Source organism: Thermosporothrix hazakensis (assembly GCF_003253565.1).
Taxonomy (GTDB): Bacteria; Chloroflexota; Ktedonobacteria; order Ktedonobacterales; family Ktedonobacteraceae; genus Thermosporothrix; species Thermosporothrix hazakensis.
Genome location: NZ_QKUF01000012.1, coordinates 99,418 through 123,438, shown reverse-complemented (window position 1 = coordinate 123,438; position 24,021 = coordinate 99,418). Strand labels below are relative to the sequence as shown.

The following is a 24,021-nucleotide window of genomic DNA, read 5'->3' as shown; positions in this document are numbered from 1 at the left end:
TATACTGGCTGCTGAGAGACGACATATTCCAGTTGGTTGCCTGAGATGGCGAAAAAGAAGACTTCCCGAATGTTTTGAGGATATGTCGATGTGTCGTCTAGAATCAAGGAGGATATTCCAGGAATGTCGTTGAAAGGACGATGGTACCGCTGGACGTTGTACACGCTTTTGGCGGTGTTTGCTGCCTTACCGCTTGCCGCATGCGGTGATGGCGGAACACAAGCGCAGAACCCGAACCCGACCCCGAACCCTGCGTATCAGCGGGTGCCCTATGATGTTGGTCTCCCCCCTGAGGCCAAGAACGCGCCGAAAGTGGGTGATCTCCCCGGCGATACAATGCTGAATCTGAATATTACCTTTAAGACAGATGATAAAGTGCTGGAACAGCTTGGCGGAGATAAAGCGAAGGATGGGGAGGAAATTGACCTCTCGAAGAAAGCGAACGAGATCGGGATTACCGATCAGGAGTATGAGCAGCTCAAGCAGTTCTTTGGTGTCGATGATGCAAAGCTTGAACTGGGTAAGCTGCATACGAACCTGAAAATGCAGGCGAAGGCCGCCGCAGTAGCGAGCCTGCTGCAAACAAAGTTTGTCTATAAAGAGCTGAAGGGGCGCAAGTTCTTCGCTCCCGAAAAAGATCCGATGGTGCCGAAGTTTGTTTCCGATAAGATCGTTGCCATCACCGGTCTGGAATCTTACAGTAAAGCTCCCAAGCAATCAGCGACCTTCCAGCCGCTGACGCCAAAGAGCACCAAAGTGGCTGATTGTAATGTGCCATCGTCTAAGCTGCTGGTTCCCGAGCAGGTGAAAGCGGCTTATGGCTTTGATCCCAGGTGGACGGGCAAGGGAACGATCATCTACCTGCCTGAGTTTGAGCTGTATGATAAGGCGGGCGTGCAGAACTACCTGGACTGCGTGGGCTACAAAGGGAAGTTCTCCACAATCGATGTAGGCCAGCCGCCAACCGAGGTCGGTCTGGAAGCGACGCTTGATATTGAGATGGTTGCCGGTCTGGCTCCCGAGGCTGATATAGTCGTCTATCAGACCGAGAATAGCGGCTATGCAATGGAAAACGTGTTTCAGCAGATTATCGAGGATGCAGCCAAAACGAACAAGCAACCGCAGATGCTCTCGTTGAGTTGGGGTCTTGCCGAAACCAATGCTTCTCGCAGTCAGGCAAGAGCGATTGCGCAGCAAATCAAGCTGTTGAGCACCACGCACCATATGTCGGTCTTTGTCGCGAGTGGTGACTGTGGCGCGTTCGATGGTGGCGTCTATGGCAATCTGGAAGTGGACTTCCCGGCCTCGACTCCGTATGCGCTTGGTGTTGGTGGCACACAGCTTACCGTCGATGGCAAGGGGCAGCGTATGAATGAGATTGTCTGGGGCAATCCATCCCCCGATAAGGCGGAGTGTAAGAACGATTGGGGTTCCGGTGGCGGTGTGAGCACGGTCTTCGAGCAGCCGAGCTGGCAGAAGGGCGACGGCGTGCAGAACAAGTATTCCAATGGTGGCCGTCAGCTTCCTGATATTGCTGCGGTTGCCGATATGCTGGCCGTCTACTACGAAGGTCAGTGGGGGGGCATTGGCGGTACCAGCGCTGCCGCGCCGATCTGGGCTGCCGCCTTCGCGACTGTCAATCAGGCGTTGGTCGCGAATACTGGCTACTTCTTCTTCGGACCGCGAACCTTTTATGCGGTTGCAGATGACAACGCCTATCATGATGTCGTAGAAGGCAACAACCAGTATTATGAGGCGGCCCAGGGTTGGGACTATGGAACCGGCATGGGAACGCCTGATCTGGAAAAGCTCTACACGGCGCTTGAGAAGCAGGCAAAATCGTAGTACGATTGGTACTACCACAAAGGACGGTGTAGCTCAGAGCGGGCTACACCGTTTCTTTTTTTCATTACAGAAAAATTACGCGAACAGGTTGGCAGGTACCTTGCCATCCCACTCAGTGGGCGCTTCCAGACCAAGTGCCTGAGCGATGATAGGAGAGGTATCACGCAGGTGCATTGGCTCGGTGATCTCACCCGTGCGGATACCGGGGCCGTGGAAGACAAGGAAGGCATTGGTGTCGCTCGGAATATCGCGGCCATGATCGGTCCCATGTCCGCCGTGGTCAGAGGCCAGAATAATCAGGCTCTCGTCCCAGATGCCTGCTTCCTTCATTGCATCGAGTATCACGCCTACACGTCGATCGATATCCTCAAATGTGTTGTAGAAGTGCTCGCTCTGCCAGCCATAGGAGTGGCCTGAGACGTCAATGTCATCCATCTGGACAAAGGTGAACGTTGTCGCTTTGCCATGCTCCTTGATGTATGCGGCAACTTTCAGGTAGAGCTCCTCCATGCTATACTGTGCGAAATAGACATCGAGCGATTGTTCGATGAGCCCGGAGTTGATAGGAGTCCAGTTAACCAGAGATGCCAGCTTTGTGTTCGGCTGCGCTGCGCGAATCACTTTGAAGATAGAGGGATAGGGCGAGTCTTCCGGATATGGTTTGTCGTTAATATTCTCGTTGTTGACCTGATGCTTGTCATAGCCGACACCGTGCAGGATTGAGCCCCACCCCTGGGCACTGATGGCGGGGCTGATATAGGCGTGATAGCTGACCGCGCTCTCCTCAATCAGGCTTTTCATTCTGGGGGTGTTTGCCTGCTGAATGAAGTTCCCGGCTCCGTCCAGACCGAGAAGAAAGACGTGTTTGCATTTCGCTGCCATGTGCTTTTCTCCCTTTCATTGGTGTTGCTGGCGCTCTCACGTTGAGCACGAACGAATTTGACGGTTTCTCATCGCATTCTTAAATTTCGTGATGGAATCACTTGACATGGGACCGGTTTCATTATATCATTTTGAGTGGGACCGGTACCATAGTACTCTGTTCTTAGTATTTTTTTCAGGTGTCAGGGGTGGAATCCTGGATAGAGGGGAAGATAAAAAAGGACGCATGCGCATGAAAGCGAAACTGACGATCCGCGATATTGCTCGTCTGGCAGGGGTTTCTAAATCGACCGTCTCGCGTGTCCTGAATCAGAGTGAGAAGGTTGACCCGGCAACCCGAGCGCGGGTACAACAGGTGATGGAGGAACATGGATATGTACCTAGCATTGCTGCGACCGGGCTTGCAGGGGGGCGCAATCGCCTGATAGGTATTACGCTGCCGTCGTTGGCCTGGCCGATCAGTCTCGAAGTCATTCGTGGTATTGCAGATGTGGTGGAAGAGTCGCCCTATGAAATCATTCTCTACGGAGGTTCCGACAAGGAAAAAGACCCACGGCAGGTGTTGGAGCGCGTACTTGCAACGCATCTCGCCGATGGCCTGCTGACGCTTTTACACACCCAAATGCCACAAAAGATGTTTGAGCTGTACGAGCAAGGGTTCCCGGTCGTTTTGATAAACACAACTGCAATGCGGGTCAACATCCCCTGGGTGGGCATCGACAATGTAGCTGCTGCCCGTACCGCAACCCGTCATCTGCTGGAGCTAGGGCATCGGCGTATTGCCTGTGTTCTGGGCGCAATGCCGTTCGGTTGTATTGAGGACCGATACAACGGCTACTGCCAGGCGCTTGCAGAGGTGGGGCTGACCCCAGATCCCGAGCTGGTTGTCTCCGGTGCTTTTAATGAGGCCGGAGGGGCCGAATGTGCTCGCAAGCTCTTTGCCCTGAAAGAGCGACCAAGCGCCGTTTTCGTAAACAAGGACTCGATGGCCTATGGTTTTATCGAGGAGGCGCTACGGCTTGGCTGGCGGGTTCCAGATGATATTGCGGTTGTTGGCTTTGATGATGTTTCACCTCAGAATGAAGCGCCAGTAGCATTGACAACCATCAATCAGCCATTTGCCCGGATGGGAGCCCGAGGGACCGAGCTTCTACTGGCCCTGATCGAGGAGAAATATCGTGCACTGAAGCAGGGAGGAGAACGAGGGCTGCCTGTTCAGGATATCACTGCCTGGCAGGTGCTGTTACCGACACAACTGGTTGTACGCGAATCGTGTGGGGCGCGTCGGCAGTCGTAGAAGGAGACTATCCTGTTTTTCCTGTTGCGGTGAGTACAGATTCTTGAGCTGTTGACCGGTCTACTGTCCCGGAGACCTGTTCAATAGCGCTATCTATTATTTATTCTTTAACTGCTACACATCGACGTGTAGATACGAAGGAGTTTCACCTGATGAGCCAGTTTCAATTTGAAAACAAACGTTTCAACCGACGTAATTTTATGCAGGCTGCTGGCGCGACAGTGGGCGCTGCAAGCCTCGGTGGATTACTGGCGGCGTGTGGTGGCGGTGGCGCAGGTGCTTCTGATCAAGTGACGGTTACTTTCTGGGACTGGTGGGTTACTCAGGCTCCCTGGGTTGACAACGAAATCAAGCTCTTTGAAAAGGCCCACCCAAAAATCAAGATCAAGAAAACGACTCAGGCAACAGCTCAATATGAGAACCTCCTGAATCTTGCCGCGAAGAATGGAAACCTCCCCGATGTCTTCGGTTTGAAAACCGGTACCACGAAATACCCCGACATGGTTAAGAAGGGCTGGCTGCTTCCTCTCGACAAGTGGGCCGATGACAAATGGCGCAAGCGCTTCCCCGAGGGCTATTTCCGCGAGGGTGGCAACATCCAGCAGGGCAAATTGTATTCTGCTCCTCTGATGGGACCGGCGCCCTGGGTTCAGCTCTATGTGCATAACAGCATTTTCAAAGATGCTGGCCTGACCAACCCCGATGGTTCGGTGAAGCTGCCCAAAACCTGGGACGATGTGACGCATGCTGCAGAGGCGATTGTCAAGAAGAGCGGTGGTAAGGTCTACGGTCTTGGCTTCGGGAACAACGGCTTTGACTTCATTCCCTGGTGGGCCGATGTCTTCCTGTATGGCGCGGGCTCCCCGGGTGCAAGCAACGGCCTGGATTACCGCACCGGCAAGTACGTCTATAGCTCCGACCGCAACTATGAGGACTTCCTGAGCCTCTTCCTTGAGTGGAAGAAGCGCGGCTATATCTACCCGAGCTCTCTGAGTATCTCCGACGAGATCTCCCGTGTGCATTTCACGCAGGGCAAGTTCGGTATGATTGTCGGCGGCGTCTGGAACCAGGGCGGTTGGGACAAGCAGAAGTTCACCGACTACTCCCTGACAACGCTTATCTCGCCGACTGAGACGCCGAAGGGCTATTTCTATCATACTCCTGGCAATATTGATGACAGCATCCAGATCAGTATCTCGAACAAGACCAAGCATCCCGACGAAGCCTGGGCCTGGTTTGAGTGGATCTACAGCCCCGAGGCCGGTCAGCGCTGGGTTGAGATGCGCGAGGGTGTCTCGATTTACCCCGAGAACAACAAGAAAGAGAACGTCAAAGATCCACGCTTTGGCCAGTTCATTGAACTCACCAAACTCACCATCCCTGGTCCGAACCCGTCTGTCCGCAATCCGGCCTGTTCATCAGTAACGATGGACCCGGTGAAGCCGAACTTTGGTGAGACCTGTACCGGCCTCTATACCGGTCAGCTTGGTAATGTCAAAACCGCCCTCTCGGAGCTTGAGGACAAGATGAATCAGGAGTTCGCGAAGGCAATCAAACGCGCTCAGGATCAGGGCCTCAAGGTCAGCGAAAAGGACTATGTCTTCTCAGATTGGGATATCACAAAACCATACTACATGAAGTAGTAGCGCGTTTGTGAGATATGCTGTTCGGTACGCCTGCCCAGCTCTTCGGGCAGCGTACCACCTCGATATGAGAGAGAGGACATTGAAATACTATGGGCATGGCTAGCATTATGGCAAAGCAGAAGGAGAAACGCAAACACCGGGCAAAAGCGGAAGGCAGTCTCTGGCACAAGATTCGCTCAAATCCCTGGTCCTATGTCTATGTTGCGCCGATGTTCATTCTGCTGATGGTCTTCAGCGTCTATCCGATTATCGCGTCAATCATCTACACATTCTATCGCTGGAATGGGATTGGCGACCCCTCCGACTTTGTAGGGCTTGAGAACTTCCAGAAGGTTATTACTGATCCCCTGTTCTGGCAGGCGTTTCGCAACACCTTCATCTACATGCTGGTGCTGGTCCCGATTCAGTTGACGATTGCGCTGGCGCTGGCGCTCGTGTTGAATAATCCGAAACTCCGTTTCTCGACGGTCTATCGTGCGCTGTTTTTTATCCCGGCGGTCACCTCTCCGGCCATTATCGGTGTAGTGATGCAGTTGCTGGTCAGTAACGGCGGCGGCATGTTCAGTCAATGGCTGGTTGAGCACCATATTACGAAAGAGCCGATTGACTGGCTTGGTGATCCGCATTTTGCCCTCTGGATCGTGATTATTGTCGGTATCTGGAATACGCTTGGCTATAACCTGGTGTACTTCCTGGCTGGTTTGCAGACGATCCCGACAGAACTATATGAGGCAGCGCGTATCGATGGCGCGAATAGCGTGAACCGCTTCCTCTATGTGACGGTTCCGCAGTTGCGCTCGGTTGGTCTGGTTATTCTCTTTATGGCGATTCTGGGAAGCTTGCAGGTCTTCGATATGGTACAGGTGCTGACCGGTGGCGGCCCGTTCTATGCGACCGAGGTAGTGAGTACCTATATCTATCGTCTGGCCTTTGGCGGCGGTCTCTCGGTGGGTATGTCGGTACAGCCGAATGTTGGCTTTGCTTCGGCGGCCTCGTTCTTCTACGGCGTTATCCTGATGGGTCTGACGCTGATTCAGATGGCTTCGATCGGTTCGATTGCCAAAAAGCGTGAAGCGGCTCGACAGGAAGCATAAAGAGAAAGGGTGAAGCAAGAGTATGGCTGTATCTGTCTCGACCTCTCGCATGAGCGGGGCGAAGAAGGCAAAAATTTCAAGGACAATCAATGCGATCATCACGCATGCTGTGCTGATTATTAGCGGTCTGGTCTGGATCTACCCGTTTATCTGGACGGTCGCGAACTCGCTGAAGACGCCTGAAGATTTTATCAGCAATAGCCTGAACCTGATCCCATCAAGTCCCCAATGGTCAAACTACACTCAGGCCTGGGAGGAGGCTTCGTTTGGTCAGTTCTTCATGAACACGGCCATTATTACGATAACGAGTGTCTTCTTTACCGTGATTATTACCGCAATGGCGGGCTTTGTGCTGGCGCGAACGTCCTTCCCGGGCAAGAAGCTCATCCTGGGAATCATCGCCGTGACGTTCTTCCTGCCGCATGGCTATACTATCATCCCGATTTTTGATGTGGTCCAGCGTCTGGGGCTGCTGAACACACTGACCGGCATCATTCTGGTGCAGACGGCTGGTGGTATGATCTTCAACACCTTTCTGTTTATGGGCTACTTCTCGACGCTTGACCGCGAGCTCGAATATGCTGCCCGGGTCGATGGGGCAAACTTCCATCAGCTCTTCTGGCGAGTCATGTTTCCGCTGGCGCGTCCAATGATCGCGACGGTTGGCCTCTTTGCCTTCGTGAGCTCCTGGAATAGCTTCCTGATTCCGCTGGTCTTTACGCTTGGTGTTCCCGAGTTGCGCACGCTGGCGGTTGGCCTCTACGCCTTCATCGGTGAGGCCTCGACGGACTGGACGCTGCTGTGTGCGGCTTCGGTGATCGCTTTGCTTCCGATCATTCTGGTCTTTGTTGTGGCGCAGAAACAGATTATTAATGCGGTGGCCGGTGCGGTAAAGTCGTAGTGGCTGTTTGGGAGGAAGAAAGAGGGCGTCGGGCTGCTCCTCTTCCTCTCAAGCTGCGTCTTCCCCTCTCCCTTCCTCCGGGAAAAAGCAAACGTCTGGTCGTCCATACTGGAGAGAGCGCTTCTACTTGCCGCGTCTCTCTGGTAGAGATTCCTCAAAGTGTTAACTATTTGACAGTTCTTCTCACTTATGGTCGAGTATAGTAACATTGTTGATCGTGCTGTGATGGAGAAAAAGGAGGTGGTAGGGTCCACAATGAGCTTTTATTCAAGGAGGAAGAGTTTCGATGTCTTATAAAGCCAGCTTCTGGCGCTGGTCCCTCAGTTCGCTGCTGCTGCTTTTGCTGCTGTTGACCGCCTGTGGTGGCGAGAGCAATCAGGCGCAGCCGACACCCACGCAGAATCCTGCGCTGGAACGCGTGCCATATGATCTGGGTCTGCCCGATGAAGCAAAGAAAGCGCCGTCCGTCGGCGATGTTCCCGGTGATACGCAACTAAAACTGAATATTACCTTTAAAACAGATGATAAGGTTATTCAAGATATTACTGGAAAAGATGGTAAAATAAAAGATGGCGACCAGATAGATATATCAAAAAAAGCGAATGAGCTTGGCATCACCGATCAGGAATATGAGCAGATCAAGCAGTTCTTCGGCGTTCAGGATGCAAAGTTGAAACTTGGTAAGCTCCATACCTACCTGACCGTTGAGGCGAAGGCCGCTTCCATTGCCTCGCTGCTTCAGACGAAACTGGTCTATAAGGAGCTGAATGGGCGCAAGTTCTACATGCCGGAAAAAGATCCGATGCTGCCGAAATTCGTCTTTGAGCGGATTGTCTCTGTGACTGGCCTCGAAACGTACAGCCAGGCCCCGCAGAAAAGTCTCTCGCTTACCCCGCTGACCGCCCGTCAGCCGCAGCTCGATTGTAAGGCGAAAGATGACTGGGTGACGCCGCAGGAAGTGGCGAAGGCCTATGGCTTTGACCATCTCTATGACAAGGGCTGGACTGGTAAGGGTATGACGATTCTGCTGCCCGAATTTGAGACCTATGATAAAGAGGCGGTGGAACGGTACGGGCAATGTGTTGGCTATAAAGGCAAGATCGATGTGGTCAATGTCGGGTTACCGCCCATTGAGGTTGGTGGTGAAGCCACGCTGGATATTGAGATGATTCAGGGTCTGGCACCCGAAGCGAATATTGTGGTTTATCAGGCGATCAATACCCCCTTCAGCATGGAATGGGTGCTGAACCAGATTCTTGATGACTATGCGGACGCCAAAAAGCCAGCGGTCATCAGCTTGAGTTGGGGCAATGCCGAGCATGATAAGGCGACGAGCTCGGTGAGGGCGGTGGCTGAGTCGATCAAGCTGCTGACACAGGCCCGCTATATGACTGTCTTTGTGGCAAGTGGCGACTGTGGCGCGTATGGTGGTGGGGTCTATAAAGAGCTTGCGGTTGACTTCCCATCCTCGGTCCCCTGGTCGGTTGGTGTGGGCGGCACGAAGCTTTCGACCGGGCTGCTTGGTCGCATGAATGAAGCGGTCTGGTCCGATGGCTCCAATACCTCCGAGTGTAAGAATACCTGGGGCTCGGGCGGTGGTGTCAGCACGCTCTTCAAGCGCCCCGAGTGGCAGAAGGGCGATGGCGTGCAGAATGAATACTCCAATGGTAACCGTCAGGTTCCTGATGTATCCGCAGTCGCGATTGACCTGCCGATCATCTTTCAGGGGGCCTGGTACAGTGTTGGAGGCACCAGTGCTGCTACCCCGATCTGGGCAACCGGGTTCTCCCTGCTCAATCAGGGCCTGATCGCAGAGACGGGCTACTACTACTATGGGCCGGATACCTTCTACAAGGCCTCGGAGAATCGCGGCCTGCTGACCAATCCCTTCTTCGATGTGAAGGAAGGCGATAACCTCTACTATAAAGCGGGCGCGGGCTGGGACTATCCCACCGGGCTTGGCACGCCGAACTATCTGGATCTATACCTGATCCTCAAGGGTACGATTCAGGAAGAAAGCCAGAGCTGAGCGCAACAGGAGCAGGTGACGACGAGTCGCTTGCTCCTGTTTATTTGGTTGCTCAGGGAGCGTATCCTATCAGAAAAGTGCTTGATAGGGATATAGCATGGTTGACGGGCAGCATTTTGGATGGTATAGTTTATTCATTCGGTTGAATAATTTTTTTGAGGAAGCATTGTGAGCAGGCATGAGGCAAGGCGTAATGAGATACTGGTAGCGGCGCTTGCGGTGCTGGCTCGCGAGGGAATAGCCGAGACAACAACTCGCAAGATAGCCGCGGAAGCGAACGTGAATCAGGCGATGTTGCGCTACTATTTTGGCAGTAAGGATGAGCTGTTGTTTGCTGTGCTTCGCGAGCTGATGCGCAGGACACAGGACATCGTGCGGCAGGCGGCGCAGGGCCATACCTCCTGGCGGGATGTCATCGCCAACGGCCTGCGCGCCTTCTGGGAGCACGTTGAGCGTGAGCCCGAGCTACAGATTATGCAGTATGAGTTGACCCTGTATGCCTTGCGGCACACGGACTCTGCCTGGCTGGCGCAACAGCAATACAGCGGCTACAGCCGGGTAGTTGAGGAGGCGCTGCGCGACTATATCGCGCCTGATACCTGTTCTCTCTCGTTTTCCGAACTGGCGCGTTTTATTATTGGTGGCCTGGATGGCCTGATCTTGCAATTTATCAGCGATCGCGATCCGGCCCGGGCTCGGCGCGACCTTGAGCATCTGATTACGGCGGTGATTGCGCTTGCTGAGAGCAGGTGAGGAGGGAATCTTCATGCGGGAGCGTCCTCTGACACGGAGCTATGCCTATTATCGCGAGATCTTTCAGGGGCAGCGGATGCCGTTCGCCTTTGTTGACCTTGATCTGTTCGACCGGAATGTACGTACGGCGTTGCGACGCGCTCGCGGCAAGCAGGTACGCATTGGAACCAAGTCGGTACGCTCGGTGGCGTTGCTGCGGCGGCTGCTTGAGCAGGGGTGTCAGGGATGCCTCTGCTTTACGGCGCGTGAGGCGGCTTATCTGGCCTCACAGGGCTTTGATGATCTGGTGATCGCCTATCCGGTCTGGCATCGCGACGATATCGCCGAGGTGGCGCAGGCGGTGAAGGGGGGAGCGCGAATCACGCTGATGGTTGATAGCGTTGAGCATGTGCGGCAGGCGGCCTCAGTGGCTGAGCAACAGGAAACACAGTTATCACTCTGCCTCGATCTGGATATGTCCTCTTCGTTTCCCGGCCTGCATTTTGGAAGCTGGCGCTCTCCCTTGCGCACACCCGAGCAGGTGCGTCCGGTGCTGGATGCGATCAAGAACGCGCCCACCGTGACGCTTGACGGCGTGATGGGCTATGAGGCGCAGATTGCGGGCGTGGGTGACGCAACTCCCGGGCAGGCGCTCAAGAATGCGCTGATTCGCACGCTCAAGCAGCGCTCGATTGCGGAAGTCGCTCGCAGGCGCCAGGAGCTTGTCAGTTTTGTCGAGGGCTACTATGGGCGACCGCTACGCTTTGTCAATGGCGGTGGCACCGGCAGCATTGAGACAACCTGTGCCGAGGAGTGTGTGACCGAAGTGACGGTCGGTTCGGCCTTCTATGCGCCTGCGCTCTTCGACGCCTTCCACTCGTTTCGCTATCTTCCGGCTGCCGGCTACGCGATCGAGATTGTGCGGCGGCCTGCACCCACGCTCTATACCTGCCTGGGAGGCGGCTATGTGGCCTCTGGCGCGGTTGGAGCCGACAAGTGGCCGCGACCTTATTTACCACGTGGAGCCCGTTTCGATAGCCTTGAGGGAGCAGGGGAGGTCCAGACACCGATCTTCTATAAAGGTCCGCTGCCGCTTCGGCTCGGTGACCCGATCTTTCTCCGGCACGCGAAGGCCGGGGAGCTCTGCGAGCGCTTTACCCATCTCCTGCTGGTCAGCGAGGGCCAGATTGTTGAGACCGTGACAACCTATCGTGGCGACGGTCAAAATTTCTTATAGTTTTCCCTCATGAAGGAGCGATTATGGAACAACGCTGGAGCAACTGGTCAGGTTCGGTACGCTGTTCGCCAAAGCAGGTGTTGCGCCCGGAGAGTATTTCCCAACTGGTGCAGATGGTCAAAGAGCACGCAGCGGAGGGACGCTGTATGCGCGTTGTCGGGACAGGGCACTCGTTCACGCCGCTGGTACAAACGGACGATATATTGATCTCGCTGGACGGCTTGCAGGGAATCGAGCAGGTTGACCGTGAACGTGGGACCGTCACCGTGCTTGCTGGCACAAAGCTCAAGCGGCTTGGCGAGGCGCTGTATGCGCATGGACTGGCACAGGAAAATCTGGGCGATATCGATGTGCAAAGTATTTCTGGCGCGATCAGTACCGGGACGCATGGCACCGGGATCGCTTTTGGCACCATCGCTACTCAGGTTGTCGGCCTGACACTGATCACGGCTGCGGGAGAGTTGCTTGAGTGCTCCGAGGAGCAGAATCCCGAGTTATTGAAGGCGGCTCAGGTTTCGCTTGGCATGCTTGGTATTATCGTGAAGGTGACGCTGCGTGTGGTTCCGGCCAGGCGCCTGCACTACGTCAGCCGCAAGATCAGCCTGGACGAATGCCTTGAGAGCATCGACCGCCTCAAGCAAGAGAACAGCCACTTTGAGTTCTACTGGTTCCCCTACACGAAGTGGGTTCAGATCAAGCTGATGAACGAGACCCAGGAGCAGGTGAATGCCGGGAGTATCTGGGCAACAGTCAGCCAGTTGGTGCTGGAGAACGGGCTTTTCTGGCTGCTATCCGAAGCCTGTCGTCTGGTGCCGCTCCTCTGCCCGCTGGTGAGCACAATTTCAGCGTTCGGCGTGCCCGATATTAACGAGGTGAATCACAGCCATCGTGCCTTTGCCACACCGCGTCTGGTGCGCTTTCAGGAGATGGAATACAATTTGCCCGCCGAGCATATGAAGACTGCGCTTGAGGAGATTCGAGACTGTATCAATCAACATCGATTCGCGGTCCATTTTCCCATTGAGTGCCGCTTTGTGCGGGGAGACGATATCTGGCTGAGCCCGGCCTATCAGCGAGATTCGGCCTATATCGCCATTCACATGTATCGCGGCATGGAGTACAAGCCTTATTTCCGCCATATCGAGGAGATCTTCAAGCGCTACAACGGGCGTCCGCACTGGGGCAAGCATCATACTCGGACTGCCGAGCAGTTGAGCGAGCTCTACCCGCGCTGGAACGACTTCCGCAGGGTGCGTGAAGAGCTTGACCCACAGGGCCTGTTCTTGAATTCTTATCTGCGTGAGCTGTTCTATGGGAATTGAGGGATATGGAAGACATATCCCCCAACCCTGTTATGCAGTGGGTTTGCGCGCCTTCACAAAGAAGCGGTGACTGTGCGAAACAATAGAGCCCTCGCGCTGAATGCGCCCATGCGGCTCAAGTAACCGCTCGAAGTATCGTTCAACGGAGAAGTCGGGAATCTGCCACTCGATCACCTTCAAGTAGAAGACGAGCGCGCCGACGTCGTAGAAGCGTGTCACCGGGTAAGCCTCCTGCTGTGTCAGGATCTCGAATCCGGCCTCCTGTAGCTCCTTGACGGCGGTCTCGCAGTTCCAGCCCGCATATTTGGGCTCAGGTGCGCCAAGCATACGATTGAGCTCGATATTGTCGTTTCCGCCGACCTGTTGAGTGACGAAGAGGCCGCCCGGTTTGAGCACGCGCCAGAGCTCACGCGGGTCGAATGCGCCGTGCCGATTGATGACCAGCTCGAAGCGCTGATCCTCGACCGGAAGCGCCCGGTTCTCGTCGTCCTGCACCGCATACACCCGGACGTTGAGCGGCTCCAGGCGGGCTCGCGCTATCTCGATGTTTGGCGGGTAGCCCTCGGTTGCGCAGGTATCGGGTGGGAATGGCTGAAGTGAGGCCAGTAGCTCACCGCCGCCGGTGTCCATATCCAGTAGCGAATGAACGTGCGGCAAGAGTGCTTTTACCTCCTCTCGATACTCCCAGGGGAGGGGCTGTTCATCGTCAGTCATGCGCCCGTTCAGGTGCGAGAAATCCCACCCCGAAAACGGATAGTTGTATTCGTTAACCAGAGAGCGGTAGAACGCTTCGTCTTTCTGTGATCGTGTCATGCTTTTACCTCCTCAAAAACTATTTCGACGCCAGCAGTGAAATTAGTCGAGGAGGCCCGCGAATCAGGTTTTATTGCGGGTGTGCCTGTTTGCTGAATTGCATCTTCTTCCTATTCTCACTTTCTATCGTTAGATGAGCATACACCGATTGTTGCGCCCTGTCAACTGAACAGGTCTTCTGTGTGACGTCCGGGCTATTTCTTGCGGAATGCCTCCCTTGCTCGATATTCTGCCATCAGTTCGGCATGCTCGGGTGATTGCAGACACTCCTGCTGTGCCTGTAGAAACTCCTCGGTCAGCGTGGCGATGTCGTTTTCAAAGGCCAGATCGATCTGACGCTTGGTGTGGTGCAGGGCTGTGAAGGGGAGGGAAAGGAGCTCTTCAGCCAGCGCGTTTGTCTGCTCTTCGAGCTTCTCGGGTGGCGCGACCTCGTGGATTATTCCGAGCCGTTGGCCTTCGGTAGCACTGAAACGACGGCCGAGCAGGCAGAGCCATTTTGCCTGACTGCTGCCGATCAAGCGAGCGAGCCGCATCGGACCAAGTGCTGCCACCACGCCCTCACGAACCGCCGGAATACTCAGCACCGCGTCCTCGGCGGCAATGCGCAGGTCGCAGGCGAGCGCAAGTTGCAAGCCACCACCCAGGCAATAACCATGAATCGAGGCGATTGAGATGGCATTGAGCGCGGAGAGCGCCGTCATGCCGCGTTCCCAGGTGTCGAACCATTCCAGCGGCAGATTTCCATGTGCCAGTTCTTTTGTATCCAGACCGCTACAAAAGGAGCGCCCTTTCCCGCTGACAATAACGACCTGTACGTCTGGTTGCCGCTGCAAATAATCGGTAACGGTGACCAGGTCCTTGACCCAGGCCCAGTTTGCCGCGTTATGCACTTCCGGGCGATTCAGATACAGGCGAGCAAGCGAGCCGCTGACAGCACAATACATTGTTGCCAGTTGCAGTGTCATCATTTTCCCCTTTCACGTTTGTCGATAATATGGGTTGTTTTGCCTTCGGAGCGGGGTAACGTGCCGTACCGATGGAGCTGTACCGAAAAATGAAGCCCTGATGCATTGAGCAGTAATGTGCCGATCGTTTCCTGTAGCTGTTGATGCGCGTCTGGAGAGGCGTCAGGGTCTGCAAGCTCAACCTCAACAGTGACGCTGTCGAGGCTCTGCTGACGCTCTATCACGATATAATAATAAGGAGAGAGCTCGGGAAGCGACATCAGAACGCGCTCTATTTCTGTCGGGTAGACGTTGATGCCCCGGAGAATCAACATATCGTCGGTTCGCCCTTTGATCTGGCTGATGCGCATGAGGGTGCGTCCGCAGGCACAAGGAACGGTATGCAGGGAACAGATATCGCCTGTACGATAGCGCAAAAGCGGCATCCCTTCTCGTGTCAACGTTGTCAGGACAAGTTCACCTTCCTGGCCCGGTGGAAGCGCGTCGCCATTGGCGGAAATGATTTCGGGGTAGAAGTGATCTTCAAAAACATGCAAAAAGCGCGTACCGCTCCGGCGAGCCTCGTCGCGGCTCGCAGGACATTCGACCGCCACGCCGGGGCCGATGATCTCGCTCAAGCCATAGAGGTCGAAGCCGCTCAATCCGAGGCGACTTTCAATCTGCTGTCGTATGGCTTCTGTCCACGGCTCAGCGCCAAAAATGCCATAGCGCAGGCTGGTTGCTTCAATGCCCATTGCTGCCATTGTCTCGCCGATAACCAGCGCATATGAAGGGGTACAGCCGAGCGCGGTTGCCTGCAAATCATGCAGTAGCGTGACCTGGCGTCGGGTGTTGCCGGTCGAGGTTGGAACGACAGTCACTCCGAGCAGTTCAGCGCCGGAATGAATGCCGAGGCCGCCCGTGAACAGGCCGTAGGTATAGGCGTTTACCAGCAGGTCGCCGGGTTGAATACCCATACAGAGGAGCGAACGGGCAGAGACCTCGGACCAGAGCGAGAGATCATGCCGTGTGTAGCCAATGATCTTTGCTCTCCCCTTTGTTCCCGACGAGGCCTGAATCCGAAGGAGCTCCTCACGCGGCACCGAGAGCAGGCCGAAGGGGTAGTGATCAAGCAAGTCGTCTCGGGTTGTGAAGGGGAGCGTGCTGAGTTCGTCGAGACTGGTCAGGGTGTCAGGGGTGATCTGTCGCTCTTCCAGTCTGGTACGATAGAAAGGAACATGCTCATAGACGCGCTTGAGTGTTGCCTTGAGCCGCTTGAATTGGAGATCGCGGCGTTCATCGGGGGAGAGAAAATCTTGTTGTAAGAGCGCTTCAAGCAACATAAAGAGAATCTCCTGTAAAAAGATGCGCTTGCGCCTTCTCAAAGGGTGCGAGCGGGGTTGGTCTCAAGAGCTCAACTGTATAGATTAAGGTTTGTAGTATTTCACGCAATAATATCTTTTAAAAACAGTATACCTGTTTTTGGCAAAAAATGTTAATATGGAAATGAGGTACTTGCTTTTGAGAAGGCTCCCAATGCGGCCTGAACGTATTTTTCCCGGGACGAAAAAAGTCCTCTCTGTGCCATTCCGGGAGAAAGGGCGTATACTGTCACCACACTCTAGCATGACACCATAAAAGGGGAGTATATGACGGCAGTTGAATGGAAGACAAAGCGGCTCTGGCTGGTGCGGCATGGTGCGACGATCTGGAATACGGAGCGCCGTTACTGTGGTTCCAGCGACATTCCGCTTTCGGAGGAAGGACAACAGCAGGCGCTCTGGCTCGGGCAACGCTTGCGCTCGGTCTCCTTCTCGACCATCTACTATAGTCCAACCAGGCGGGCACGAGCCACTGCTGAAGCGATTGCCAGTGCGCACCGGGAGCCGCTGCACCTGCACGTGGACGATCGCTGGCGCGAGATTGATTTTGGTCCCTGGGAGGGCCTGACCTATGCTGAGATCACGGCGCGCGATCCCGATTACCCGGGCTTTTTTAGCGTGCCTCAGCGCTATGTTCCTCCGGGGGCCGAGTCGCTGGAAGCGGTGGTGCAGCGGGTGCAAGAAGGCCTTGACGCGCTGGTGCGTGCGGATGAGGCGTCCTGCTTGCTTGTCGGGCATGGTGGCTCGTTGCGGTTGTTGCTTTGCTTGCTGCTGGATATGCCGCTTGAGCAGCAATGGCGTTTTCGACTTGATCCCGGGTCGCTGAGCGCGGTTGAGCTTTTCTATCAGGCCGAGACCAGACCTCAGGCGACCTTAATCTTACTGAATGAACAACAAAAGGTGGAGAATCCTTGATACATCTATTGCGCGAGCAATGGGGCGAGTTGCTTGGAGCTTTGCGCTTCCTGACGACGCTTCCCTTGCCGCATGAAAAAGAGACGAATGAATGGCGACTGGGAGGCGGTTTCTTCCCGCTTGTCGGGCTGTTGCTTGGTGGCTGCCTGTCCATCCTCGCCTTGTTGCTTGGCTGGCGGCTCTCATATCTGCCTCTGACTGCGCTTCTGATCGTGGCTGAGATCGTGCTGACTGGTGGGCTGCACCTTGACGGACTGATGGATAGCTGTGACGGCCTCTTCGGCGGGCATACACGTGAGCGTAGATTGGAAATCATGAAAGATAGCCGGGTGGGAAGTTTTGGCGTGCTTGGGGCGATCTGCGTGGTGCTGCTCAAATGGGCCTGCCTGACGGGCCTGCCCGTGACCCGCATGGTTCCCGCCCTGCTGATGACCCTGACTATGTCGCGTTGGATGATGCTGCTGGCGCTGTTTGCCTATCCTAATGCCCGACCTGAAGGCATGGGAGATGCCTTTCGCCAGCGTGTCACGCGTGGAACACTGATTCTGGCGGGAGTGACGGCGCTGGCAGTAACGCTCATCGTGGGGTTCTTTCTTGGCCCGTGGGGCTTCCTGAAGGGGCTACAGGTTTTCTTGCTTGGCACTGGCTTTGCCTTTGTGCTTGGCTGGCCGTTTTATCGGATGATTGGTGGCCTGACCGGTGATAGCTATGGGGCCATTGTCGAGCTTGCCGAGGTGGCGCTACTGCTGCTGTTCCTCTGGCTATAGAAGAAGGAGAAGAGTGCTATGAGTGAGCCTGTCAAGCCGCCGCGCCTGATTCTGGTTCTTGGGGGAGCGCGGAGCGGCAAGAGTTCCTATGCCGAACTGCTCGCGGCACGCAGCGGGTGCCCGGTTGCCTATATCGCAACGGCGACCGCCGATGATAACGAGATGCGTGAGCGGATCAGACGGCATCAGGACGCGCGTCCAGCGGAGTGGGTGACCATTGAGGAGCCATACGATCTGGAGGCCGCGTTTCGGCGAGGCTGCGAGCGGGCCGATGTGGTGTTACTGGATTGCGTGACACTCTGGGTCTCGAACTGGCTCCTGCGCGATGGGAGGCTTGTCGAGGGGGAGCAGGCGACGGCTGAAGCGCTGTTCAATACAGAGATAGTGCAACAGGTTGACAAGCTGCTGCGGGCCTTTGCCGAGGCCGATGAAAGCAAGCGGCTGATCCTGGTCTCTAATGAAGTGGGGCTCGGGCTGGTGCCTCCCTATCCTATCGGGCGGGTGTATCGTGACACACTCGGCAGGGTCAATATGCGGCTTGCGCGTGCCGCTGATGCGGTGTATCTGCTGGTCGCCGGGCTTCCTCTGGATGTCAGGCGTTTGCGTGCAGAGATGCCCTGGTGATAGAATAATCTGGATAATTGATATTTGCTTTGTCGGGTGGCCTGCAAGAAGCAGGCAGAATAGGGAAGCCGGTGTGAATCCGGCACAGACGCGCTACTGTGACTGGTGAGCGCCCCGTCCTCTCGTTGATATGAGAGCAATGCCACTGAGCGAAAAGCTATGGGAAGGCAGACGGGGAGCGTTTGGAGCCAGAAGTCAGGAGACCTGCCCGAGAAAGGGAATGCTCACGATCCTTCGCGTCAAAGGGAGCGAACCGAGCGCATACCGATAGCTTGTGAAGGCAGAAGGTGCTTCACGGCTCACTTTACCTGTGCTCCAGAAGACGTGAGGTGACGGCGGGCGAAGGATTTTCAGTGGAGGGTTTCGTTTTATGTCTACCCGTCTCATCTCGTTCCGTATTTCTCTTCTTTTCCTGCTCACTCTCGTGCTGGCTGCCTGTGGCGGTGCTCAGCAGACAGTGGACAGGCCTGCTACCACGCCGACGGTGGCCGCAACGCCTGCGGTCGATGATCGCGGAACGCCGATTGTTTATCCTAAAACCGCACCACAGCGCATTATCTCGCTGGCCGCGAATACCAGCGAAATGCTCGGTGCGCTTGGCTTGCAGGATAAAGTCGTTGCAGTCGATAACTACACTACCTACCCCAAAGAGCTGACTTCAAAGCCGCGCATCTCGGATGCAATGGGCAAGTACAACATCGAGCAGATTACAGCCCTCAAGCCTGATCTGGTGCTGTCTCATGGCGGAATAACCCATGAGGTTGATGATAAGCTGCGTGGTCTTGGCCTCAACGTGGTGGATCTCCCGGCAGTGGACTTCACAAAATCACTTGAGCAAATTCTGATTGTTGGCAAGCTGACACACACCGAACAGAAGGCACAGGAGGTCTATGAGCAGGCCACGAAGGAGCGTCAGGACATCATTCAGAAGGTCGCAGGCACGGAGAAGCCAAAGGTACTGCTTGAGGTGGATAACAGCACGGCGGGCAAGCCCTTTGTCTTCGGGAAGGGGTCTTTCGGTGATGAGATGCTGCGCGATGCGAATGCAATCAACATCTTTGCAGATAATAACAGCAACGGCGGCTATCCTCAGGTGACCGATGAAGCGATTATTCGCGCAAACCCGGCGTATATTATTCTGACCGAGGACCCGAAATATGGTGGTGATCCCTCGCTCGTCTATAAGCGCCCGAACTGGGGAGGCATTCAGGCTGTGAAGGAGAAGCAGGTCTATCATGTGAACGTGAATATCACGCAGCATGCCGGGCCGCGTCTGGTGCAGGGTCTGCGCTGTATTGCTCAGATTGTCCATCCTGATAAGTTTACCGAGAAGCTTCCGCAGTATTGTTCGGACACGATCTAAGCTCGCTGGCAGGGAAGGCGCGTTCTTCCCTGCATTTCTTTTCTTGAAGGGAGTGAAGTGCATGAACGAAGAAACGAGAGCACAGCAGCGAGAGCGCTATAAAGAGGAACTCAAGCAGAGCAAATCGGCAATCAAGAAGGGGCTGGTGATCGTCAATACCGGCAATGGCAAGGGCAAGACGACGGCGGCTCTCGGGCAGGTGTTTCGGGCCTGGGGGCAGGGCATGCGCGTCTGTATCCTGCAATTTATCAAGGCCAGCACGGCGAACTGGGGCGAAGAGAAGGCCGCGCATCGTCTGGGCATCGAGGTTCACCCTCTGGGCAGTGGCTTCACCTGGCTCTCAAAGGATATCGAGAAAGATAAGCGGCTGGCTCGCGAGGGATGGGAACTCTGCAAGCAGAAGATCCTGTCTGGCGCTTATGACCTGATCGTGCTTGACGAGATGACCTACGTGCTGACCTATGGATGGATTTCCTGGGAAGAGGTGCGCGAGATCTTTGACCGACGTCCCGAAGGGCTGCACCTGATCGTCACCGGACGCGATGCGCCGCCCGAGCTCATTGACTATGCCGATACCGTTTCAGAGGTTCGGGAAGTCAAGCACCATTATCTCAAAGTCAAGTCGCAGAAAGGAATCGAGTTCTAGTGATACATCGCTGGATGATTGAACTGGCGGCGCTGCTTGTGGCACAGGGGCTCGATCTGCTAGGAGAACCTCCGTTGTCGCTTCATCCAGTTGTCTGGTATGGAAAACTGATTCGCGGGCTGGAAAAGCGAGCGCCCGGGCAACCGGGAGCACAGTTGTGCTATGGTGTCCTGATGCTTGTGCTGGCTGCCCCCTTTGCTCTGGTCCCTGCCTGGATTGTACAGCGGCTTGCGAAGCGGGTTCGTCATCGTGGCGCTGTGGGGATTGTGCTGTATGGGTTGCTGATCGGGGCGGGCCTCAAGCCATTTTTTGCGCTGCGGATGCTGGTTGATGCGGGTGCTGAGGTACGGCAGGCCCTCGAACGCGATGACATCATTGCGGCTCGGGAGGCGCTGCGGAGCCTGGTGAGCCGTGATCGCTCCCGATTGGACGCGGAGCTTGCAGGCGCGGCGGCTATCGAGTCGCTGGCCGAAAACCTCAGCGATTCGGTGGTTGCGCCACTGTTTTATTATGCCTGCTTTGGCCTGCCGGGCGCGGCGCTCTACCGCCTGGTCAATACCTTCGACTCAATGATAGGCTATCGCGGCACGTATGAGTATCTGGGCAAAGCGGCGGCCCGCCTGGATGACCTGCTCAATCTGGTGCCCTCCCGCCTGACTGCTAGCCTGATTGTGCTCTGTGCTCCCCTGTTTGGAGGAGATCGACGGCAGGCGTGGCGCATCTGGCGGCGTGACGCCCGCAACACGGCGAGTCCCAATGCCGGACATCCGATGGCGGCTGCTGCCGGAGCGCTCGGGGTGCGGTTAGAGAAGGTCGGGCACTATGTTCTAGGGGAGAAGCAAAAGGAGCTGACGCCGCTGCACATTCAACGCGCCGAGCGGATGGTCTGGCTTGTGGGCGGTGGTGGCCTGCTGCTTGCTCTCTTGTGGAGGCAGGTATGCATGAGAAACCGCTAATGCATACAGTTATGCACGGGGCGCTTGATTTTGCGGAACTGGAACGGCTGGGCCTGCATCCCGACGCGGTTCTTGATTGTAGTGTGAACTCGAATCCCTATGGCCCATCACCTCGGGTTCGGGAGGCGCTTCGTTCCCTTATCCCTGAACGCTACCCGGATCGGGATTGCCTTGCGCTGAAACGGGCGCTGCTCGCGACCGATCTGGCAGATATTCCGCTTGCGCCTGAAATGCTGGTTTGTGGCAATGGGGCAAGCGAACTGATCTGGGCGCTTGCTCGCACCTTTCTGTATCCCGGTGCGAAGGTAGCGCTTTTCCCTCCGACCTTTGGAGAGTACAAAGCTGCCTCTGAGGCGGTAGGTGCGACTATTCTCACGTTCCCGGCATGTGAGGAAGCGGCCTTTCAGCTTGATGTGGAGGCGGCGTGTACCTGGCTTGAGCGGCAGTGCCCGGCGCTGGTCTGGCTCTGTAACCCGAATAACCCGACAGGGGCTCTCCTGACCGGGGAACAGCTTTTCCGACTTACACAATCCTGCACTGCCTGTAACGCGCTACTGGTGATCGACGAGTCCTATTATCGTTTTGTCGTGCCTGAAGCTACGAGTGCGGCTCTTCCGCTGCTGGCCGGTCCACTTGCCGAGCATGTGGTGGTGTTGCGCTCGATGACGAAAGATTACGCGCTGGCTGCGTTGCGGCTCGGCTATGCTGTACTGCCTCCTGAGCGGGCGCGCCAGCTTCAAAGTTACCTGCCCTCATGGAATGTCAATGGCGCGGCACAACTGGCGGGCGTGGCCGCCCTTGCGGATCGTGATCACCTGGGGATGACGATGAGCGCGCTTGCTATCGAACGCGAGCACTTTTTTCGTGCGCTGGCACGCTGGCCGATGATCCCTTCACACACGCATTACTGTCTGCTTGATGTTGGGTCAGCGGTCGAGGTGCGGCAGTGCTTGCTGCGAAAAGCGATTCTGGTTCGTGATTGTACATCGTTTGGCCTGCCACGCTATATCCGGGTGGCAACGCGGCGACAGGACGAGTGGCCGCGCCTGGTTGCTGCATTGCAGGAGATCATATGAGGCTAGCAAAAACACTGATGATTCAAGGAACAGCCTCGACAGTTGGCAAAAGTACGCTGGTAACGGGGCTCTGTCGGCTGTTCGCGCAGGAGGGGCTACGCGTAGCGCCATTTAAAGCGCAAAATATGGCCCTCAATTCTTTTGTGACCGCTGATGGTGGCGAAATAGGGCGTGCGCAGGCAGTCCAGGCCGAGGCTGCTGGAATTGAGCCCGCGGTTGAAATGAACCCGATTCTGCTGAAACCCGAGGGCAATTCGCGCAGTCAGGTGGTGATGCTTGGTCGTCCGCTGCGTCGGATGGAGGCGCAGGAGTATTACAGGCATCGTACCGGTTTTCGTGAGGTGGTGCAGCGCTCGCTTGAGGCGCTTCGGCAGCGTTTTGATCTGGTACTGATTGAGGGCGCGGGAAGCCCTGTCGAGCTGAATCTTGCGCAATATGATCTGGTGAACATGGCGGTGGCTCATCTGGCAGATGCTCCCGTGTTGCTGGTTGGCGATATTGATCGTGGCGGAATCTTTGCCTCTTTGCTTGGTACGTTACAGCTCTTCAAGCCAGAGGAGCGGGCGCGAGTGAAAGGGTTGATTATCAACAAATTTCGGGGAGATCTGGCGCTCTGGCGTGATGGGGAGCGCTTGCTTGCGCGCATGGCTGACATGCCGGTACTCGGGACTGTCCCCTACTATACCGACATTGCGATTGCTGAAGAGGATTCCGTCTCACTTGAGCGGGGAACGAGTCTCTTACAGCGGCCTCAAAAGCGGACCCGAGCCGTGGATATCGTTGTTATTCGTTATCCCTATTTGAGCAACTTCGACGAATTTGACGCACTGGCTGCCGAGCCGCAGGTGCGCCTCTCCCTGGTAGGGAGTCCGGAGGAGCTTCCAGAGCGGCCCGATCTGATTATCTTGCCCGGCAGTAAAAACACACTCTCAGATCTTGGCTGGCTCTGGCGTAGCGGACTGGCGTTGCAGATTCGACATCATGCCGCGCAAGGAGCCGCGTTACTGGGAATCTGTGGCGGTTATCAGATGCTAGGCGAACGGGTCTGCGACCCCGAGGGGGTGGAGAGCGCTCCGGGAACGGTTGAGCCCGGGCTGAATCTGCTGCCCGTTGAGACCGGCTTTGTCTCGCTTGAGGAGAAGGTGACACAGCAGAGCCGGGCGCGGATATTGACGAGACGCGGTCTATTTGCGGCTCTGGACGATAGTGAGTTACAGGCCTATCAGATTCATGCCGGGCGCACCCGGGCCCCCGAGAACCCGCTTTTTGGCCTTGTACAGGGGGAAACGGATGGATGGATCAGCGCGGATGGATGGAAAGCCGGATGCTATCTCCACGGTCTGTTCGAGAACGAGGCATTCAGGAAAGCGGTGATACAGGCGCTCTGGAAGCGACGCTATACGCAGGATGAGCCGCAGCCAGATACAGCCTTCAGTCGACAACAGGAATATGATAAACTGGCGGCTCTGTTGCGTCAGCACCTTGATCTGAAGCTGCTCTATCGTATTCTTGAGGGCAGAGAGGGTTAGAAACAGGGTTTTCATGCCCGA

At 55.8% G+C, this 24,021-nt stretch carries 21 protein-coding genes and 1 riboswitch; of the genes, 17 read left to right on the top strand and 4 right to left on the bottom strand.

Features of this window, described 5'->3' with window-relative positions; translation table 11 throughout:
- Positions 1-123 precede the first annotated feature (123 nt).
- Positions 124-1,845 carry a S53 family peptidase gene (locus tag EI42_RS17525; protein ID WP_111323923.1) on the top strand — a complete coding sequence of 574 codons (1,722 nt, stop codon included), beginning with the start codon at positions 124-126 and terminating at the stop codon, positions 1,843-1,845.
- Positions 1,846-1,920: 75 nt separating this feature from the next.
- Here EI42_RS17525 and EI42_RS17520 read toward each other — a convergent pair whose 3' ends face one another.
- Positions 1,921-2,727: an alkaline phosphatase family protein gene (locus EI42_RS17520; protein ID WP_111323922.1), complete on the bottom strand. Its 807-nt coding sequence runs from the start codon at positions 2,725-2,727 to the stop codon at positions 1,921-1,923.
- Between the two features lie 232 nt (positions 2,728-2,959).
- Here EI42_RS17520 and EI42_RS17515 point away from each other — a divergent pair, with 232 nt between their 5' ends.
- From EI42_RS17515 to EI42_RS17480, 8 genes are all read left to right on the top strand, one after another.
- Complete coding sequence (locus EI42_RS17515) at positions 2,960-4,024, top strand: LacI family DNA-binding transcriptional regulator (protein ID WP_170142714.1); 1,065 nt, start codon at positions 2,960-2,962, stop codon at positions 4,022-4,024.
- 152 nt (positions 4,025-4,176) lie between these two features.
- Positions 4,177-5,667: an ABC transporter substrate-binding protein gene (locus tag EI42_RS17510; protein ID WP_111323920.1), complete on the top strand. Its 1,491-nt coding sequence runs from the start codon at positions 4,177-4,179 to the stop codon at positions 5,665-5,667.
- 110 nt (positions 5,668-5,777) lie between these two features.
- Positions 5,778-6,764, top strand: coding sequence for a carbohydrate ABC transporter permease (locus EI42_RS17505; RefSeq protein WP_249033466.1), 987 nt, complete (start codon positions 5,778-5,780; stop codon positions 6,762-6,764).
- Between the two features lie 22 nt (positions 6,765-6,786).
- The gene (locus EI42_RS17500; RefSeq protein WP_111323918.1) at positions 6,787-7,665 is read left to right on the top strand and encodes a carbohydrate ABC transporter permease; all 879 of its coding nucleotides are present in this window, start codon (positions 6,787-6,789) and stop codon (positions 7,663-7,665) included.
- 286 nt (positions 7,666-7,951) lie between these two features.
- Positions 7,952-9,694: a S53 family peptidase gene (locus EI42_RS17495; RefSeq protein WP_111323917.1), complete on the top strand. Its 1,743-nt coding sequence runs from the start codon at positions 7,952-7,954 to the stop codon at positions 9,692-9,694.
- Between the two features lie 168 nt (positions 9,695-9,862).
- On the top strand, positions 9,863-10,447 hold the full coding sequence (locus EI42_RS17490) for a TetR/AcrR family transcriptional regulator (RefSeq protein ID WP_170142713.1): 585 nt from the start codon (positions 9,863-9,865) through the stop codon (positions 10,445-10,447).
- Positions 10,448-10,460: 13 nt separating this feature from the next.
- The gene (locus EI42_RS17485; protein ID WP_211326230.1) at positions 10,461-11,663 is read left to right on the top strand and encodes an amino acid deaminase/aldolase; all 1,203 of its coding nucleotides are present in this window, start codon (positions 10,461-10,463) and stop codon (positions 11,661-11,663) included.
- Between the two features lie 23 nt (positions 11,664-11,686).
- Positions 11,687-12,985, top strand: coding sequence for a D-arabinono-1,4-lactone oxidase (locus EI42_RS17480; protein ID WP_111323915.1), 1,299 nt, complete (start codon positions 11,687-11,689; stop codon positions 12,983-12,985).
- A 30-nt stretch (positions 12,986-13,015) separates the two neighbouring features.
- Here the strand turns inward: EI42_RS17480 and EI42_RS17475 are convergent, their stop codons facing one another.
- The 3 genes from EI42_RS17475 to EI42_RS17465 form a co-directional block, all read right to left on the bottom strand.
- Positions 13,016-13,798 (bottom strand): class I SAM-dependent methyltransferase, encoded by a 783-nt coding sequence (locus EI42_RS17475; protein WP_111323914.1) that lies wholly within the window; start codon positions 13,796-13,798, stop codon positions 13,016-13,018.
- A 194-nt stretch (positions 13,799-13,992) separates the two neighbouring features.
- Positions 13,993-14,766 (bottom strand): enoyl-CoA hydratase/isomerase family protein, encoded by a 774-nt coding sequence (locus EI42_RS17470; RefSeq protein WP_111323913.1) that lies wholly within the window; start codon positions 14,764-14,766, stop codon positions 13,993-13,995.
- On the bottom strand, positions 14,763-16,085 hold the full coding sequence (locus EI42_RS17465; protein ID WP_111323912.1) for a phenylacetate--CoA ligase family protein: 1,323 nt from the start codon (positions 16,083-16,085) through the stop codon (positions 14,763-14,765). Before EI42_RS17465 ends, EI42_RS17470 begins: the two co-directional genes overlap by 4 nt.
- A gap of 306 nt (positions 16,086-16,391) precedes the next feature.
- On the opposite strand from EI42_RS17465, the gene cobC reads away from it, so the two are divergent.
- The 8 genes from cobC to EI42_RS17425 all read left to right on the top strand — a co-directional run bounded on the left by cobC (position 16,392) and on the right by EI42_RS17425 (position 24,000).
- The gene (cobC, locus tag EI42_RS17460) at positions 16,392-17,039 is read left to right on the top strand and encodes an alpha-ribazole phosphatase (RefSeq protein ID WP_111323911.1); all 648 of its coding nucleotides are present in this window, start codon (positions 16,392-16,394) and stop codon (positions 17,037-17,039) included.
- A complete protein-coding gene (gene cobS / locus EI42_RS17455) occupies positions 17,036-17,806 on the top strand; it encodes an adenosylcobinamide-GDP ribazoletransferase (protein WP_111323910.1) in 771 nt (256 codons plus the stop codon). Before cobC ends, cobS begins: the two co-directional genes overlap by 4 nt.
- A gap of 18 nt (positions 17,807-17,824) precedes the next feature.
- Positions 17,825-18,430, top strand: coding sequence for a bifunctional adenosylcobinamide kinase/adenosylcobinamide-phosphate guanylyltransferase (cobU, locus tag EI42_RS17450; protein ID WP_111323909.1), 606 nt, complete (start codon positions 17,825-17,827; stop codon positions 18,428-18,430).
- A gap of 17 nt (positions 18,431-18,447) precedes the next feature.
- A riboswitch (cobalamin riboswitch) is annotated at positions 18,448-18,656 on the top strand.
- Between the two features lie 144 nt (positions 18,657-18,800).
- Positions 18,801-19,793 carry an ABC transporter substrate-binding protein gene (locus EI42_RS17445; protein ID WP_111323908.1) on the top strand — a complete coding sequence of 331 codons (993 nt, stop codon included), beginning with the start codon at positions 18,801-18,803 and terminating at the stop codon, positions 19,791-19,793.
- A gap of 61 nt (positions 19,794-19,854) precedes the next feature.
- Complete coding sequence (gene cobO / locus EI42_RS17440; RefSeq protein ID WP_111323907.1) at positions 19,855-20,439, top strand: cob(I)yrinic acid a,c-diamide adenosyltransferase; 585 nt, start codon at positions 19,855-19,857, stop codon at positions 20,437-20,439.
- Positions 20,439-21,395 (top strand): adenosylcobinamide-phosphate synthase CbiB, encoded by a 957-nt coding sequence (cbiB, locus tag EI42_RS17435; protein ID WP_111323906.1) that lies wholly within the window; start codon positions 20,439-20,441, stop codon positions 21,393-21,395. Before cobO ends, cbiB begins: the two co-directional genes overlap by 1 nt.
- A complete protein-coding gene (locus EI42_RS17430; RefSeq protein ID WP_211326229.1) occupies positions 21,395-22,471 on the top strand; it encodes a pyridoxal phosphate-dependent aminotransferase in 1,077 nt (358 codons plus the stop codon). The genes cbiB and EI42_RS17430 overlap by 1 nt, the downstream gene beginning before the upstream one ends.
- Entirely contained in the window at positions 22,468-24,000 is a 1,533-nt protein-coding gene (locus EI42_RS17425) for a cobyric acid synthase (RefSeq protein ID WP_111323904.1), read from the top strand. Before EI42_RS17430 ends, EI42_RS17425 begins: the two co-directional genes overlap by 4 nt.
- The last annotated feature ends 21 nt before the right edge of the window (positions 24,001-24,021 follow it).